Source organism: Mycobacterium sp. NGS50 (assembly GCF_059812545.1).
On record NZ_JCALCW010000015.1, the window covers coordinates 28,594 to 45,787 of the forward strand.

The 17,194-nt window shown below is 69.1% G+C and carries 14 protein-coding genes; 6 read left to right on the top strand and 8 right to left on the bottom strand.

What is annotated here, in order from left to right:
- Position 1 precedes the first annotated feature (1 nt).
- From sufC to AC5Y36_RS12530, 4 genes are read right to left on the bottom strand one after another with little or no spacing between them, the layout of a single operon-like run.
- A complete protein-coding gene (gene sufC / locus AC5Y36_RS12515; protein ID WP_500041232.1) occupies positions 2–778 on the bottom strand; it encodes a Fe-S cluster assembly ATPase SufC in 777 nt (258 codons plus the stop codon).
- Complete coding sequence (sufD, locus tag AC5Y36_RS12520) at positions 775–1,965, bottom strand: Fe-S cluster assembly protein SufD (RefSeq protein ID WP_500041233.1); 1,191 nt, start codon at positions 1,963–1,965, stop codon at positions 775–777. Before sufD ends, sufC begins: the two co-directional genes overlap by 4 nt.
- 2 nt (positions 1,966–1,967) lie before the next feature.
- Positions 1,968–3,425 carry a Fe-S cluster assembly protein SufB gene (gene sufB / locus AC5Y36_RS12525; protein ID WP_500041234.1) on the bottom strand — a complete coding sequence of 486 codons (1,458 nt, stop codon included), beginning with the start codon at positions 3,423–3,425 and terminating at the stop codon, positions 1,968–1,970.
- Between the two features lie 60 nt (positions 3,426–3,485).
- Positions 3,486–4,253 carry a helix-turn-helix transcriptional regulator gene (locus AC5Y36_RS12530; RefSeq protein WP_500041235.1) on the bottom strand — a complete coding sequence of 256 codons (768 nt, stop codon included), beginning with the start codon at positions 4,251–4,253 and terminating at the stop codon, positions 3,486–3,488.
- Between the two features lie 68 nt (positions 4,254–4,321).
- Here AC5Y36_RS12530 and mptB point away from each other — a divergent pair, with 68 nt between their 5' ends.
- From mptB to AC5Y36_RS12550, 4 genes are all read left to right on the top strand, one after another.
- Positions 4,322–6,019: a polyprenol phosphomannose-dependent alpha 1,6 mannosyltransferase MptB gene (mptB, locus tag AC5Y36_RS12535; RefSeq protein WP_500041236.1), complete on the top strand. Its 1,698-nt coding sequence runs from the start codon at positions 4,322–4,324 to the stop codon at positions 6,017–6,019.
- Positions 6,016–6,960 (top strand): ABC transporter ATP-binding protein, encoded by a 945-nt coding sequence (locus AC5Y36_RS12540; RefSeq protein ID WP_500041237.1) that lies wholly within the window; start codon positions 6,016–6,018, stop codon positions 6,958–6,960. Before mptB ends, AC5Y36_RS12540 begins: the two co-directional genes overlap by 4 nt.
- Positions 6,957–7,733, top strand: coding sequence for an ABC transporter permease (locus tag AC5Y36_RS12545; protein WP_500041238.1), 777 nt, complete (start codon positions 6,957–6,959; stop codon positions 7,731–7,733). Before AC5Y36_RS12540 ends, AC5Y36_RS12545 begins: the two co-directional genes overlap by 4 nt.
- Positions 7,734–7,907: 174 nt before the next feature.
- Entirely contained in the window at positions 7,908–8,840 is a 933-nt protein-coding gene (locus AC5Y36_RS12550) for a COX15/CtaA family protein (protein WP_500041319.1), read from the top strand.
- On the opposite strand, the gene AC5Y36_RS12555 is transcribed toward AC5Y36_RS12550, so the two are convergent.
- Positions 8,790–9,503 (bottom strand): DcsG N-terminal domain-containing protein, encoded by a 714-nt coding sequence (locus AC5Y36_RS12555; protein ID WP_500041239.1) that lies wholly within the window; start codon positions 9,501–9,503, stop codon positions 8,790–8,792. The two genes, AC5Y36_RS12550 and AC5Y36_RS12555, sit on opposite strands and share 51 nt — an antisense overlap.
- A 73-nt stretch (positions 9,504–9,576) precedes the next feature.
- Between AC5Y36_RS12555 and AC5Y36_RS12560 the strand changes: the two genes are divergently transcribed.
- Positions 9,577–10,554 carry a quinone oxidoreductase family protein gene (locus tag AC5Y36_RS12560; RefSeq protein WP_500041240.1) on the top strand — a complete coding sequence of 326 codons (978 nt, stop codon included), beginning with the start codon at positions 9,577–9,579 and terminating at the stop codon, positions 10,552–10,554.
- A 21-nt stretch (positions 10,555–10,575) separates the two neighbouring features.
- Here the strand turns inward: AC5Y36_RS12560 and AC5Y36_RS12565 are convergent, their stop codons facing one another.
- The 3 genes from AC5Y36_RS12565 to AC5Y36_RS12575 form a co-directional block, all read right to left on the bottom strand.
- The gene (locus AC5Y36_RS12565) at positions 10,576–12,030 is read right to left on the bottom strand and encodes a PPE family protein (RefSeq protein ID WP_500041241.1); all 1,455 of its coding nucleotides are present in this window, start codon (positions 12,028–12,030) and stop codon (positions 10,576–10,578) included.
- Positions 12,031–12,244: 214 nt separating this feature from the next.
- Positions 12,245–13,834 (bottom strand): PPE family protein, encoded by a 1,590-nt coding sequence (locus AC5Y36_RS12570; protein ID WP_500041242.1) that lies wholly within the window; start codon positions 13,832–13,834, stop codon positions 12,245–12,247.
- 154 nt (positions 13,835–13,988) lie between these two features.
- The gene (locus AC5Y36_RS12575) at positions 13,989–14,900 is read right to left on the bottom strand and encodes a heme o synthase (RefSeq protein WP_500041243.1); all 912 of its coding nucleotides are present in this window, start codon (positions 14,898–14,900) and stop codon (positions 13,989–13,991) included.
- A gap of 182 nt (positions 14,901–15,082) precedes the next feature.
- On the opposite strand from AC5Y36_RS12575, the gene tkt reads away from it, so the two are divergent.
- Positions 15,083–17,173 carry a transketolase gene (gene tkt / locus AC5Y36_RS12580; protein WP_500041244.1) on the top strand — a complete coding sequence of 697 codons (2,091 nt, stop codon included), beginning with the start codon at positions 15,083–15,085 and terminating at the stop codon, positions 17,171–17,173.
- Positions 17,174–17,194 lie beyond the last annotated feature (21 nt).

The following is a 17,194-nucleotide window of genomic DNA, read 5'->3' on the forward strand; positions in this document are numbered from 1 at the left end:
GTCACGCCCCTGCTGCCGCCGCCTGCGTGAAGCGCTCGTAGCCGTTCTCCTCGAGCTCGTCGGCCAGTTCCGGACCGCCGGACTCGATGATCCGGCCGCCGACGAACACGTGCACGAACTGCGGCCGGATGTAACGCAGGATTCGGGTGTAGTGGGTGATCAACAGGACACCGAGCTGGTCGCTTTCCATGGCACGGTTGACGCCTTCGCTGACAACCCGCAAGGCGTCGACGTCCAAGCCCGAGTCGGTCTCGTCCAGGATCGCGATCTTGGGCTTGAGCAGAGCCAGCTGCAGCACCTCGTGGCGCTTCTTCTCGCCGCCGGAGAAGCCCTCGTTGACGCTGCGCTCGGCGAACGCGGCGTCGATCTCGAGCTCCTGCATGGCGGTCCGCACTTCTTTGATCCAGTGCCGGAGCTTGGGTGCCTCGCCGCGCACCGCGGTCGCCGCGGTCCGCAGGAAGTTCGACATCGACACCCCCGGCACCTCGACCGGGTATTGCATGGCCAGAAACAGTCCGGCACGCGCACGTTCGTCGATGCTCATCGCCAGCACGTCCTGGCCGTCGAGGGTGATCGATCCGGAGGTCACCGTGTACTTGGGGTGACCGGCGACCGCGTAGGACAGCGTGGACTTGCCGGATCCGTTGGGCCCCATCAGTGCATGGGTCTCCCCCGAGCGCACCGTCAGGTCAACGCCCCGCAGGATCGGAATCGCATCGCCGGCGCCTTCGGTGGGGGCGACACTGACGTGCAGGTCCTTGATTTCCAGGGTGGTCATGAGGCTGTTGTGCTCGATTCTGTCAGGGCCAGTTCGTGTTCGATGGCCTCGGTGAGTCGCTCGCGGACGGCGGGGACGGCGATCTTGCCGATGATCTCCCCGAAGAAGCCGCGGATGATGAGCCGACGGGCTTGGTCCTCGGGGATGCCGCGGGCCCGCAGGTAGAACAGTTGTTGGTCGTCGAAGCGGCCGGTGGCGCTGGCGTGACCGGCCCCGACGATCTCGCCGGTCTCGATCTCCAGGTTGGGGATCGAGTCGGCGCGGGCACCGTCGGTGAGCACCAGGTTTCGGTTGACTTCGAACGTGTCGGTGCCGACGGCGTCGGCGCGGATCAACACGTCACCCACCCACACGGTGCGTGCGTCTGGGCGCGCCGAATCCGGATCGCCTTGCAGCGCACCCTTGTACATGACGTGCGAGCGGCAGTTTGGCTGTCCGTGATCAATCAGCAGCCGGGATTCCAGATGCTGACCGTCGTCGGCGAAGTAGAGCCCGAGCATCTCGGCGTCGCCGCCGGCGGCGTCGAACCGCACCCGGCCGGACAGCCGCACCAGCTCGCCGCCGAGCTGCACCGCAGTGTGCCGCAGCACGGCGTCGCGGCCCAACGCGGCGTGATGCATGGTGACGTTCACCGCGTCGTCGGCCCAGTCGGCGATCGATACCACGGTCAGATGCGCGCTGTCGCCGACCACGAATTCGACGTTGTCGGCGTAGGTTCCACCGCCGCGCTGGTCGATGACGACCACAGCACGGGCCAGCTCAGCGACACGCACCTGCAGATGCCCGAAGGCGGTCGCGCCCGCCCCCGGCCCGGTGACGGTGATCTCGATCGGTTCCTCGATGACGGTGTCCCGCGCCACGCTGACCACGGTCGCCGAGTTGAACGACGAGAACGCCTGAGCGGCAACACGGTCGGCGGGCACGCCGGCGGCACCCAGTCGGTCGTCGCCGCGGTGGACGACCTCCACGCTCACGCCGGGATGCTCGACGACCTCGATCGTCGCCGAACCGGTTGCGGCTGCGGACCCGTCGTGCAGACCACGCAGCCGGCGCAGCGGGGTGAACCGCCAGGCCTCGTCGCGGCCGTGCGGAACCTCGAAGGCATCCACATCGAATGAGGTGAACTGTTCGCCCTTGTTGACGGCCACCCCCGCGGTTCCTTCAACGGCCTCGGTCAGGTTGGTCACCACTAGCCCACCGCGCCTTCCATCTGCAGCTCAATCAGCTTGTTGAGCTCCAGCGCGTATTCCATCGGCAGTTCCTTGGCGATCGGCTCGACGAAGCCGCGCACCACCATCGCCATCGCCTCGTCCTCGGTCAGGCCGCGGCTCATCAGATAGAACAACTGGTTCTCGCTGACCTTGGAGACGGTGGCCTCGTGGCCCATGGTGACGTCGTCTTCGCGGATGTCGACGTACGGGTAGGTGTCGCTGCGGCTGACGTTATCGACCAGCAGCGCATCACATTTCACGCTGGAGCGCGACCCGTGAGCCCCCTTGTGGACCTCGACCAGCCCTCGGTAGGAGGACCGGCCACCGCCGCGGGCCACCGACTTGGACACGATGTTGCTCGACGTGTTGGGCGCCAGATGCAGCATCTTGGCGCCGGTGTCCTGGTGCTGGTCCTCCCCGGCGAACGCCACCGAGAGCACCTCGCCCTTGGCATGCTCACCGGTCATCCACACCGCCGGGTACTTCATGGTGACCTTCGAGCCGATGTTGCCGTCCACCCATTCCATGGTGGCGCCGGCTTCGGCGCGGGCCCGCTTGGTCACCAGGTTGTAGACGTTGTTCGACCAGTTCTGGATGGTGGTGTAGCGGCACCGGCCACCGGGTTTGACGATGATCTCCACCACCGCCGAGTGCAGCGACGCCGACGAATACACCGGCGCGGTGCAGCCCTCGACGTAGTGCACGTAGGCGTCCTCGTCGACGATGATCAACGTCCGCTCGAACTGGCCCATGTTTTCGGTGTTGATCCGGAAGTAGGCCTGCAGCGGGATGTCGACGTGCACACCGGGCGGCACGTAGATGAAACTGCCGCCGCTCCAGACGGCGGTGTTCAGCGCGGAGAACTTGTTGTCGCCGGCCGGGATCACGGTGCCGAAGCTCTGCTTGAAGATGTCTTCGTGCTCACGCAGCCCGCTGTCCGTGTCCAGGAAGATAACCCCTTGCTGCTCAAGGTCTTCCCGGATCTGGTGATACACCACCTCGGACTCGTACTGGGCCGCCACCCCGGCCACGTAGCGATTCTTCTCCGCTTCGGGGATCCCGAGCCGGTCGTAGGTGTTGCGGATGTCCTCGGGCAGGTCGTCCCAGCTCTGGGCCTGCTTCTCGGTGGACCGAACGAAGTATTTGATGTTGTCGAAGTCGATGCCCTCGAGGTCGGAGCCCCAGGTCGGCATCGGCTTCTTCATGAACGTCCGGTAGGCGCGCAGCCGGGTCGCAAGCATCCACTCCGGCTCGTTCTTCTTCGCCGAGATGTCGCGCACCACCGCTTCGGAGATCCCGCGCTGCGCGCTGGCACCGGCGTCGTCGGCGTCGGCCCAGCCGTACTCGTAGCGGCCCAGCGACGCGATCGCCTCTTCCTGCGACAGCGGTTCCCTGGTCAAGGGCTCGGACTGGTGAAGCTCGGGCGTGGTCGTCATTCGACCCTCCTTGCTTGCTCGTGGGTGGCTTCGACGCGAGCTGTGCGCCGAAGGTCGGTACTAGGGGTTGGTATCCGTCAGTGGAACGTGGGTGGTGCAGGCGCAGTTGCCGTTGACGATGGTCGCCAACCGCTGCACGTGCGTGCCGAGCACCTCGGCCATCGCCTGTTGTTCGGTTTCGCACAGCTCCGGGAATTCCTCGGCGACATGCGAGACCGGGCAGTGGTGCTGGCAGATCTGCACCCCCGGCAGCGGCCCGCGTACCCGCGTGGTGGACGCGGCGTACCCGGCCCGGGTGAAGGCCTCGGCGATCTGCTCAGCGGACGCCTCTACGTCACTGCCGGAGACGGGCTCGACGCCGGACAGGATGGTGTCGATGCGCTGGCGGGCGAAGGTTCGCACCGCATCGTCGCCGCCGATCTTGCGCAGCTGCCGCATCGCCGCCGAGGCCAGGTCGTCGTAGCTGTGCTCCAGCTTCCCGCGGCCCGCCGCGGTCAACCGGTAGCGCTTGGCCGGCCGGCCGCGACCGATCTGCCGCCAAGGTTCCGCGGCGTGCGCCTCAGCCTCACCCGCCTCGATCAGGGCTTCGAGGTGGCGCCGCACACCGGCCGCGGACAGGCCCAGGCTGTCGCCGATCTCCCCGGCGGTGATCGAGCCGGACTCCATCAGCAGCCGCACCACGGCGCGCCGGGTGTGGCCGTCGTGGCTGGCAGCCGCAGCGGCGGGGTCCGCACCGTGCCCAGACGGACCGGTGCGCGCACCAGCGTCGATCTCCGTCCGGATTTTCACAACACCAGTGTGACGCAATTCCGCCGACGGGTCTAGCAAGGCTAGCCTCAGTCACAGTTGCGCTGCTCACAGCGGTCGGGCAGTAACCCTGCGGTTACGCTGCTGGGATGGCAGCCCGCCAGCACTCGCTGAGCACCACGATCGCCCATTGGCACGGCGATGAACGGGCGGTGGGCTCGCCGCTGCAGCCGGCCGAACTGGTCGTCCTCAAGCGCACCCGGCTGTTCGGCGCCACCGGCACGGTGCTGATGGGCATCGGCGCGTTGGGCGCCGGGGCCCGCCCGGTGGTGCAGGACCCGACCTTCGGGGTGCGGCTGCTCAACCTGCCGTCCCGTATCCAGACGGTGTCGTTGACGATGACCACCACCGGTGCGGTGATGATGGCCCTGGCGTGGCTGATGCTGGGCCGCTTCGCGCTGGGCAGCCGGCAGATGTCGCGCAGCCAGCTGGACCAAACCCTGCTGCTGTGGATGGTGCCGCTGCTGGTCGCACCCCCGATGTACAGCAAGGATGTGTACTCGTATCTGGCGCAGAGCCAGATCGCCCGGCTGGGCCTGGACCCGTATGTGGTGGGTCCGGCACCAGGCCTGGGTCTGGGGCATGTGTTCACCCTTTCGGTGCCCAGCCTGTGGCGGGAGACGCCGGCGCCCTACGGGCCGTTGTTCCTGTGGATCGGGCGGGGCATTTCCGCGCTGACCGGTGAGAACATCGTCGCCGCGGTGCTCTGCCACCGGGTGGTGGTGCTGGCCGGGGTGGGCCTGATCGTGTGGGCGACCCCGCGGTTGGCCCGCCGATGCGGGGTGGCCGAGGTCAGCGCGCTGTGGCTGGGAGCCGCCAATCCCCTGCTGCTGATGCACCTGGTGGCCGGTATTCACAACGAGGCGCTGATGTTGGGCCTGATGCTCACCGGCACCGAGTTCGCCCTGCGCGGGGTCGAATCCGGCCGCCCCTTGATGCCGACACCGCTGCGCTGGCCCGGCGGCCGCGAGCAGTGGCTGGCGTGGGCGCCCACCGGCATGCTGCTGATCGGCGCGGTGCTGATCGCGCTGTCCTCCCAGGTGAAGCTCCCGTCGTTGCTGGCGTTGGGGTTCGTGGCGATGGCGCTGGCCTGGCGCTGGGGCGGAAACCTGCGCGCGTTCCTGCTGGCCGGCGGGTCGATGGCGGTGTTGGCGCTGGCCGTCATGGTCGTCATCGGGTGGGCGAGCCGATTGGGCTTCGGCTGGATCTACACGCTGGGCACCGCAAACGTGGTCCGCAGCTGGATGTCACCGCCGACGCTGATCGCGCTGGGCACCGGACAGGTCGGCATCCTGCTCGGATTGGGTGATCACACCACCGCGGTGCTGTCGCTGACCCGCGCGATCGGCGTCCTGATCATCGGGGTGATGGTGACCTGGCTGCTGGTGCTGGTGCTGCGCGGCCGACTGCATCCGGTCGGCGGTTTGGGCGTCGCGCTGGGGATCACTGTGCTGCTCTTCCCGGTGGTGCAGCCCTGGTACCTGTTGTGGGCGATCATCCCGCTGGCGGCCTGGGCCACCCGCCCGGGTTTCCGGATCGCGGTCATCGTCGTGACGATCATCGTCGGCGTCTTCGGTCCGACCGCCAACGGCGACCGCTTCGCGTTGTTTCAGATCGTGGACGCGACGCTGGCCAGCACCCTGGTCGTGCTGTTGCTGATCGGGCTGACCCAGCGCTGGCTGCCCTGGCGGCGGCTGCCGGTCGAGACACCGACCCCCGCGCAGACCCCCCGGCCAGAGGCCCAGCAACCGTCGGTGGCGCCGGACGCCTACGCTGAGTCCCCGTGAATTCGTCCGCGCAGATCCCCGTGCGGTTGCGCGGGGTGCGCAAACGCTACGGTGTCGGCTCCACCGCGACCGAGGCGGTTTGCGATCTTGACCTCGATGTGCACCCCGCCGAGGTGCTGGCGCTGCTGGGCCCCAACGGGGCCGGCAAGACGACAACCGTCGAGATGTGCGAGGGCTTTGTGCGCCCGGACGCGGGAACCATCGAGATCTTCGGGTTGGACCCGATCGCGGACAACGCCCAGGTTCGGGCGCGCATCGGGGTGATGCTGCAGGGCGGCGGCGGCTACCCCGCCGCGCGCGCCGCCGAGATGCTCAACCTCGTGGCCTCCTACTCGGCGAACCCGCTGGATCCGAAGTGGCTGCTGGACACGTTGGGACTCACCGATGCCGCGCGCACCACCTACCGGCGGTTATCCGGCGGGCAGCAGCAGCGGCTGGCGCTGGCGTGCGCGCTGGTCGGCCGACCCGAGCTGGTGTTCCTCGACGAACCCACCGCGGGGATGGACGCACACGCCCGGGTTCTGGTGTGGGAGCTCATCGACGCGCTGCGCCGCGACGGCGTGACCGTGGTGCTGACCACCCACCACCTCAAGGAGGCCGAGGAGCTCGCGGACCGCCTGGTCATCATCGACCGCGGGGTGCAGGTGGCCGCCGGAACGCCGGCCGAACTGACCCGCACCGGGGCCAAAGACCAGTTGCGGTTCACCGCGCCGCGCCGCCTGGACCTGTCGCTGCTGCTGGCGGCGCTACCGGAGGACTACCGGGTGACCGAGGTGACGCCCGGCGAGTATCTGGTCGAGGGCCGGATCGACCCGCAGGTGCTGGCCACCGTCACCGCCTGGTGCGCGCGCCTCGACGTGCTGGCCACCGACCTGCGGGTGGAGCAGCGCAGTCTGGAAGACGTGTTCCTGGATCTGACCGGCAGGGAGGTACGGCCGTGAACGCCCCGCATTTCGCACCCGGCACCTTCGCCGCCGACCCGCGGCCCAGCACGGTCCCGCGGATGCTGGCCGCCCAATACAACCTCGAATTGAAACTCCTGCTGCGCAACGGTGAGCAGCTGCTGCTGACCATGTTCATCCCGATCACGTTGCTGGTCGGCCTGACGCTGCTGCCGCTGGGCGAGTTCGGCGAGAACCGCGCGGGCACCTTCGTGCCGCTGATCATGGCGCTGGCCGTTATCGCCACCGCGTTCACCGGGCAGGCCATCGCCGTCGCCTTCGACCGTCGCTACGGCGCACTCAAACGACTCGGTGCCACCGCGCTGCCGGTATGGGGCATCATCGCCGGCAAATCGCTGGCGGTGGTCACGGTGGTCTTTCTGCAGTCGGTGTTGCTCGGTGCGATCGGTTTTGCACTCGGCTGGAAGCCGCAGATCGCCGGCCTCGGTTTGGGCGCGGTGGTGATCGCGATGGGCACCGCCGGCTTCGCCGCGCTGGGCCTGTTGCTGGGCGGCACCCTGAAGGCCGAGATCGTGTTGGCCGTCGCCAACCTGATGTGGTTCGTATTCGGCGGGTTGGGCGCGCTGACCCTGGAGAACGACACCGTGCCGACGGCGCTTCAGTGGGTCGCCCGGCTCACCCCGTCGGGGGCGTTGACCGAGGCGCTGTCGCAGGCGATGGAGCTGTCGGTGGACTGGTTCGGCTTCGCGGTGTTGACGGTCTGGGGGGTGCTGGCGGCGCTGGGGGCGTTGCGCTGGTTCCGGTTCTCCTGACCGCGCCGCAGCCGACGCCGTGAGATTGCACTGACGTACATCGCCACTCGCAGTTTCCCTACCACGATGCAATCTCGACGAAAACCCGGCGGCGCACGGACGCACCCCTACTACAGGATGTAGTTGCAGGTGGCCTACCATCGGTCGGTGCCCGTCGGACGGTTCCTGCTGCGAGTGGTGGACCTGCTGCCCTCCCCCAGCCTGCGTGTTCAGCGGCTGATCGCGGCGGCCGTCATCTTGACCCAGGGCGGCATCGCGTTCACCGGCGCCATCGTGCGGGTCACCGCTTCGGGACTGGGTTGTCCGACCTGGCCGCAATGCTTCCCGGGTAGCTACACCCCCGTCGCGATCGCCGAGGTCCCGCGCATCCACCAGGCGGTGGAGTTCGGCAACCGGATGGTGACGTTCGCGGTACTGGTCGCGGCTGCGGCAGCGGTGCTGGCCGCCACCCGCGCCCGCCGTCGCAGCGAAGTTCTGGTCTACGCCTGGCTGATGCCGGCATCGACGGTGGTGCAGGCCGTGATCGGCGGCATCACCGTGCGAACCGGGCTGCTGTGGTGGACGGTGGCCCTGCATCTGCTGGTCTCGATGGCGATGGTGTGGCTGGCGGTGCTGCTCTACGTCAAGGTGGGAGAACCCGACGACGACGCCGTGGTGCGTCGCCTGGTGCCTGCCCCACTGCGGGCATTGACGCTGTTGTGCGCGGTGACGCTGGCCGCGGTGCTGGTAACCGGCACCCTGGTCACCGCCGCCGGCCCGCACGCCGGGGACCGCAGCGCGGCCCGGCCGATCGCGCGCCTGCGGGTCGAGATCACCACGCTGGTACACGTGCATTCGTCGCTGCTGGTGGCCTTCTTGGCCCTGCTCATCGGGCTGGCTTTCGGGCTGCTGGCGGTGCGCGCCACCAAACCGGTGCTGCTGCGGATGGGTGTGCTCATCGCGCTGGTGTGCGGCCAGGGACTGCTGGGCACCGTGCAGTTCTACACCGGGGTGCCGGCCGCGCTGGTGGCCGCCCACGTCGCCGGTGCGGCGTTGTGCACCGCGGCCAGCGCCGCACTATGGGCGTCGATGCGAGAACGGACCCAGCCCGAGCCGCTCCACGGCTGACTCCACGGCCAGCGCGAACTCCCGCTGCTGAACATCGCGGGTGTAGTCGCTGAGCAGCTTCCAGCCCAGCGGCGGCGCGACCAGATCCAGGCTGACCAACCGCACCTCACCAGGGCCGCCGACGACGTCGGCGCGCGCGCACAGCAGCTCCGCGGCCGGGACGCCCGCCCGGGCGGCGGCCGTGTGCAGTGCGGCCCGGCCCACATCCCAGAGTTCGAAGTCGGGTTCGTCGACCTCGGCCCCGATCGCCGGACTGAATGCATACGCCTGAGCGCCCCCGAAGAAGACCAGCGCCGTCTGATCCGGATGCGTCGCCGGTCGGCGGCGGCGTGCCGGCGCGGTGGGGACGCCGGCCCAGTCGAGATCTCGCAGATAGTGCTCGTCGGTGTTCCAGGCGATCACGTCAGGATGGTTCAGCAGCACCGGGACCCGGCGAGCCCAGTCCAGCAACGCCGCAGCGCCGCAGCGTGCCTCGACGCCACGAAGAATCACCAAATCGGCGCGCAGGGTGGCCGGGTCGTCCCAGGACAGCCAGCGGGCGTGCAGACCCCGGTTGCGCAGTGCCGCGACAAGTCCGGCATCGTCACCGTCGCGTTCCTGACACCCGGGGCGGCCCGCGAAGACGATCCGCGGGTGAAACGCATCCGGTCGGCCCAGTTTCATACCAGCGGATGATATTGACTGGCGACCGGCTGCGTCACGGCGACATGATCGCGCACGCTTTACATTGGTCGGCATGCACGCCATCGAAGTCGCCGAGCTCGGCGGACCGGACGTTCTGCGCTACGTCGACCTGCCCCAGCCCTCGCCCGCACCCGGCGAAGTGTTGATCAAGGCCGATGCGATCGGCGTCAACTTCATCGACACCTACTTCCGGTCCGGGATCTATACCCGCGAACTGCCGTTCGTGGTCGGCCAGGAGGTCTGCGGCACGGTCGCCGCGGTCGGCGATGACGTTGCCGCGCTCACCGTGGGCGACCGGGTCGTCACCGCCGCCACCAATGCCGCCTACGCCGAATTCTGTACCGCTCCCGCCGATTTTGTCGCCTTCGTCCCTGACAGTGTCGACTCGGCGGTGGCGGCGGCAGTGCTACTGAAAGGCATGACCGCGCATTACCTGCTCAAATCGGTGTATCCGGTACAGGCGCGCGACACACTGCTGGTGCACGCCGGCGCCGGCGGGGTCGGGCTGCTGTTGACCCAGTGGGCGACCTCGCTCGGCGCCCGGGTGATCACCACGGCGTCCACGCCGGCCAAGGCCGAATTGTCGCGGCAGGCCGGCGCCGTCGAGGTACTCGACTATCCCGGCGACGACCCGGCCGAGTTCGGGGCGCGGGTACGCGAACTCAGCGACGGCCGGGGCGCCGCCGCGGTCTACGACGGGGTCGGTGCGGCCACCTTCGATGCCAGCCTGGCCAGTCTCGCCGTGCGCGGCACCCTGGCGCTGTTCGGCGCGGCCAGCGGGCCGGTCGCCCCGGTCGACCCGCAACGGCTCAACGCGGCCGGATCGGTATTCCTGACCCGGCCGACGCTGGCGCATTTCATCGCTACCGCCGATGAATTCAACTGGCGGGCAGGCGAAGTTCTCGATTCGGTCGCCGATGGATCGATCGAGGTGACGGTCAGTCAGCGATATCCGCTCGCCGACGCGGCCCAGGCCCACCGCGACCTGCAGGACCGCCGGACGGTCGGCTCCATCGTGCTGGTGCCCTAAAGCGCACCGGTTCGGTTTGGCTTACTCGTGGGCCCAGGTCCGTGGCAGTAGCGGCATGCTCGGTCCACCGTCGCGGTCGTCCCCGGACAGCATCGTCAGACCCGCTGCCGGCGTATCGCCCTGGGATTGCGCCCCGGTGAATCCCACCGTTCCCGCTCCCCGATCGGAGGCGACGCTCGCACTACCGGGCGGGGCGCCCCATTCCGGGTCGACCTCGACGTTCATGTTCACGAACTCGTCGCCCGCCGCGCGCCGGACGGCACGCCTTTGCCGCCGGGCGCGGGCCTGCTCGCGCACCGCGGTGCCCGCCGCCGCGGCGGCGCTTGCCGGTGCCGACGCCGTCCGCCGGGCGCCGGCCCGCGCGTCGCTGCTCATCCAACGGGTCGCGCCGGGAGGGCCGATCACGTAGGGAGGGAAGAATCCCGCAGCGCCGGGGGCCGGCGGCGCCGACGGCGGTGCGGTGCCGGCCGCCGCGGTCGCCGTGGGCGCCGGTGCGGTCGTCGGGGCCGGCGCCGGGGCCGGCGCGGGGCCCGTACTCGTCATCGGGACGCCTCCGGCTGCCGGCAACACCGCGGGCTGGGCGACGGGGGCACCGTCGTCGACCGGGGCCGACGGGGCCGGCTGAATGCCTGCCAGGCCGGCCAACCCGACCGCCCAGCCCACATTCGTCAACGCCAGGCCCAACGCCGGCTGGATCAGGGCCGGGGCGAATTGAGTCAACGTCGCGGCCAGCTGGCTGGCATGGAAGGTCAGGTCGGCGAAGATGACCGGAAGGTCGGTCAGCAGCGCGGCCGGATCTGTCAGCAGATCGTTGAGCACGATTTCGGCGTACTCCACCAGTTCGCCGCCGAAGTCCTGCCACCATTCCGGGTCGGTCGGGGTCAGGTCGCCGTCGTGGATGCCGTCCCCATGGTCGTGGTCGTGGTCGTGCTCGTCGCCGTGCACGATCGGCGGAGCTGCCGCGCTGGAGGGCGCGGCTGCCACCGCCGCGTCGGACTCGGCCTGGTAGGCGGTCATCGTGGTCGCGGCCTGAACCCACATCCGCACGTAGTCCGCTTCGTTGAGCGCGATTGGAATGGTGTTGATCCCAAAGAAGTTCGTTGCCAGCAAGGCACCGTGGGTGACGTGATTGGCGGTCAGCTCAGCCAGTGTCGGCATGACCGCCAGCGCGCTGGTGTACGCCCCGGCCACCGTCTGGTGCTGGGCCGCTGTGGCTGCACTGTCCGCGCTGGCCTGCGTCAGCCAGGCCAGGTAGGGGGCGTGCGCAGCCACGTACCGCTCAGCGGTGGGACCCTGCCAGGCCCCCGCCTGTACCCCGCCGAGGACCACGGTCAGTTCGTCGGCCAAGGACGCATACTGCGCGCTCAGTGATGACCACGCCCCGGCAGCGGCCACCAGCGCAGCCGGTCCCGGCCCGGTACTCAACAATGCCGAGTGCACCTCCGGCGGCGAGGCCATCCACACCGGCGCCGTCATCGGTCCGCTCGCGCAATCCCCGCCATGCCGACCCCTTCTCGCACTTATTGAATATGATTATCATTATCAATAAGTGGACCGGAGTGCAAGAAAATGGACAAGATTCGACCTCGCGTGGTGCGGTCGGCGGGGCCCAGGCGTGGCCGTCGACTCTGCGTTCAGGGCACAAAAGGTCGAGTGGGCGACGCCCTAGGCGCAGAATCAACAGGAGCGTCTAGTCCGCGTCGCCGCCGTCGGCCCAGGTCTCGGGGACCAGCGGGGTCTGCGGACTACCGCCGAACTCGTCGCCTGCCAGCATCGTCAAACCCGCTGCCACCGCCACCCGCGATCGACGGGCCGTCCCGGAAAACCCGAGCGGCCCGGCGCCGCGATCGGGCGCCGGGGTTGACCCCGGTCCGGCCCAGTCGGGCTCGACATCGACGTCCATGTCCATGAACTTGTGGCCGGAATCGTGTTGCACCTTGCGCCGACGCCGTCGCGCACGTGCCGCTTCGCGCGCTGCCGCGGAGGCTGCCGCGGCGGCACTGTCCGGGGCGGGCGCCTTCTTCTTGGCGCCGGCACTGGCGCTCGCACTGACACTGAGGCCCGCACCGGTCCCGATGCCCGGCGGTCCGACCAGGAACGGCGGGAAGAATCCGGCCCCACCGACCGGCGGCGGCCCCGCGGGTGGCGGTGCGGACCCGGCGACCGTCGTGCCGGCAGGCGCCGGGCTCGGGGCCGGCGCCGATGCCGGAGCCGCCCCCGCCCCGCCGAAGGTCGGCGCGGTGCCGGCGGCCGGAAACACGGTCGGCTCAACCGGCGCCGGAAGTGGGATCGCCGCCGCAGGCTGGATGGCGGCCAGCCCAGCCAGGCCGGCCAGACCCGGCACGGCCGCCACCGGCGCGACGGTGAGGGCGAGCGCGACCGAGAGCAGCTGCGGCGATTGACTGAGCCCGGTGACGATCTCCGCAATGTGGGTGGGCCAGTCGAACTCCATGAGCTGCACCAGGTACTGGAAGGCCAACGCGGGATTCTGCTGCAGGTAGACGCCGAACTGTTGGAAATCCTCCATCAGCTCCAGGCTCCGAACCAGCCAGAACATCGGCTGGGTCGGATCGGTGTATTGGTCGTAGGGAATCCCGTTCATCAAGGCGTGGGCGGGATCCCAGTTGATCTGGCCGTTGCTGATGTTGCGCAGGACGTCGGCGATGAACTCATCGAGCGGGCTGTCCACGGTGGGGTCGGTGCCGTGGTCATGCCCGCCCTCATCGGCCTGCACGATCTGCGGCGCCGCGACGCTGGTCGGGGTCGCCGCCGCCGCGCTTTCCGACACCGCCTCATAGGCGGTCATGGTGCTGGCGGCCTGGACCCACATCCGGGCGTAGTCGGCCTCATTCAGCGCGATCGGGATGGTGTTGATCCCGAAGAAGTTGGTCGCCAACAACACACCGTGGACGGTGTGATTGGTGGCCAACTCGGGCAGCGTCGGCATGGTCGCCAGCGCGGTGCTGTACGCCCCGGCGACCGTCTCGTGTTGGGCGGCCGTCGCGGCACTGTCGGCGCTGGCCTGGGCCAGCCACGCCAGATACGGCTGGTGGGCCACCGCATAGCTTTCGGCGCTCGGCCCCTGCCACGCGCCCGCCTGCACCGCGGCCAGCGTCGCCTGCAATTCGTCGGCCACCTCGGCGTATTCGGTGCTCAACGACGCCCACGACGCGGCGGCCGCCAGCAGTGGACCCGGTCCCGGGCCGCTGCTGAGCAGGGTGGAATGCACCTCCGGCGGCGAGGCCATCCACAACGGGCCCAGTGGGGCGATCACCGTCATAGCGGATCCTCCCCTGGTCGCGGGCTGCGCCGAACACACCGGCCTTAATGAATATGATTATCATTATCCGCGAGTCGGCGCAGCGCAAGTCCATACCGGCCATCGGCGCGCCGCGGCGGTGTGGCAGCCCAGAAGGTGGGCCGGGGAGGTTGGGTCAGAGCAGAGTGGGAAGATCCAGCGCCGAGTCGACGGCCAGCGCACAGAACACCACTGCCAGGTAGTTGTTCGACTGAAGGAACAGCCGTAGCGGCTGGACCGGCTGACCGTTGCGCACGCCGGCGTAGAGCTGATGGGCCATCACCAGGAACCAGGTGCCGGCCAGGCCCGCCACCGCCGCGTACAGCCACCCGGCCGCCGGTGCCAGGGCCAGCGTCGCCAGCACGGTCAGCCAGGTGTAGATCAGGATCCGCTGGGTGACCTGGCGCTCGGTCGCCACGGCCGGCAGCATCGGCACCCCGGCCGCCTTGTAGTCGTCCTTGTAGCGCATCGCCAGCGCCCAGGTGTGCGGCGGCGTCCAGAAGAAGATGATGGCGAACATCACCACCGCCGGCCAGGCGATGGTGCCGGTGACCGCCGACCAGCCGATCATCACCGGCATGCAGCCGGCCGCCCCGCCCCACACCACGTTCTGCGACGTGCGGCGTTTGAGCAGCAGCGTGTAGACGAAGACGTAGAACGCGATGGTGGCGACGGCCAGCACCCCGGACAGTAGGTTGGTCGCCCACCACAGCCAGCCGAAGGCGGCGATGCTCAGGACCAGCCCGAAGATCAGAGCCTGGCGCTGTGAGACGGTGGCCCGCGCCAGCGGGCGCCGCGCGGTGCGCTTCATCAGCTTGTCGATGTCGGCGTCGACGACACAGTTCAGCGTGTTGGCGCCGGCCGCCGCGAGGGTCCCCCCGACCAGTGTCTTGGCGATCAGCAGCGGATCCACCGTGCCGCGCTCGGCCAGCAACATCGCCGGTATCGTCGTCACCAGCAACAATTCGATGATCCGCGGCTTGGTCAACGCCAAATACGCCAGCAAGACACTGGATATTCTCGGCGCGACGCGCTCGCGAATGCTCACGCAGTAACTCCTCATTTCGCACCGGCGCGCAGCTTCTACTACAGATGATGGTAGACGGCGTCGGCCCCGCCGCCCCAATGCGGGTTCGAATCACCACTATTGCAGGCGGTGCCCACGGCGCACCAGCCTCTCCGGACACGCTTAGGGTGTACAAGAACCGCTCGTCGAACCCGAGGATCGCAGTGACCACACTCGAAGAAATCTCCGCGCTCACCCAACCGCACCACCCCGACGATTGGACCGAGCTCGACTCGACTGCCGTCGACACCGTCCGGGTACTGGCCGCGGACGCGGTACAAAAGTGCGGCAGCGGACATCCGGGAACGGCGATGAGCCTGGCCCCGCTGGCCTACACGTTGTTCCAGCGGGTGATGCGGCACGACCCGAGTGACCCGCACTGGATCGGTCGGGACCGTTTCGTGCTGTCCTGCGGGCATTCCAGCCTGACCCTCTACATCCAGCTCTACCTGGGCGGCTTCGGTCTGGAACTGTCCGATCTCGAGGCACTGCGCACCTGGGGATCCAAGACCCCGGGCCACCCCGAGTACGGGCACACCCGCGGGGTGGAGATCACCACCGGCCCGCTGGGCCAGGGCCTGGCCTCGGCGGTCGGGATGGCGATGGCGGCACGTTACGAGCGCGGGCTGTTCGATCCCGACGCCGAGAAGGGCGCCAGCCCGTTCGACCACTTCATCTACGTGATCGCCTCCGACGGTGACATCGAGGAGGGAGTGACCAGCGAGGCGTCATCGCTGGCCGGCACCCAGCAGCTGGGCAACCTGATCGTGTTCTACGACCACAACAAGATTTCGATCGAGGACGACACCAGGATCGCGCTGTCCGAGGACACCGCCGCGCGCTACCGCGCCTACGGCTGGCATGTGCAGGAGATCGAGGGCGGTGAGAACGTGGCCGGCATCGAGGCGGCGATCGCCGAGGCCAAGGCCGTCACCGACCGTCCGTCGTTCATCTCACTGCGCACCATCATCGGCTACCCGGCCCCGAACCTGATGAACACCGGCAAGGCGCACGGTGCGGCGTTGGGCGACGCCGAGGTGGCCGCCACCAAGACGGCGCTGGGATTCGACCCGGACAAGAGCTTCGACGTGCGCGACGATGTCATCGCCCACACCCGCGGCCTGATCGCCCGCGGTCAGGCCGCGCGCGAGAGCTGGCAGTCGGAGTTCGACGCCTGGGCCGAGCGCGAGCCGCAGCGCAGGGCACTGCTGGACCGGCTGGAGGCCGGGCAGCTGCCCGACGGCTGGGACGACGACCTGCCGCACTGGGAACCCGGCTCCAAAGCGGTGGCCACCCGGGCGGCCTCGGGCAAGGTGCTCTCCGCGGTTGGGCCGAAGCTGCCCGAACTGTGGGGCGGCTCAGCGGACCTGGCCGGCAGCAACAACACCACCATGGACGGCGTCGCTTCCTTTGGGCCGGAATCGATCTCGACGAGCGAATACACCGCCGACCAGTACGGCCGCACCCTGCACTTCGGGGTGCGCGAGCACGCGATGGGCTCGATCTTGTCCGGGATCGTGCTGCATGGCCCGACCCGCGCCTACGGCGGGACTTTCCTGCAGTTCTCCGACTACATGCGCCCGGCGGTGCGGTTGGCGGCGCTGATGAACATCGACCCGATCTACGTGTGGACCCACGATTCGATCGGGCTGGGCGAGGACGGGCCTACCCATCAGCCGATCGAGCACCTGGCGGCGTTGCGGGCCATCCCGCGGCTGTCGGTGGTGCGCCCGGCCGACGCCAACGAAACCGCCTACGCCTGGCGCACCGTGCTGGCCCGCGGGGCCGACAGCGGTCCGGTCGGGTTCGCGCTGACCCGCCAGGGGGTCCCCGTACTGGAGGGCACCGACGCCGACGGTGTCGCCAAGGGCGGCTACGTGCTGGGTGATGCGGGCGGCGAGCTACCCGACGTGGTGCTCATCGCCACCGGATCCGAGGTCCAGTACGCGGTCGAAGCCCAGAAGCTGCTGGCCGACAAGGACATCATCGCGCGGGTAGTGTCGATGCCGTGCGTGGAGTGGTTCGAATCCCAGCCCGTCGAGTACCGCGACTCGGTGCTGCCGCCCGCGGTGTCGGCGCGGGTCGCTGTCGAGGCCGGCATCGCGCAGTGCTGGCACAAACTGGTCGGTGACACGGGGCAAATCGTGTCGATTGAGCATTTCGGGGAATCCGCCGACTACGCGACGCTGTTCCGGGAGTACGGCTTCACCGCCGAGGCCGTCGCCGCCGCCGCTGAACGTGCACTGGACAACTAGAAACAACGAGGGCGGATGAGA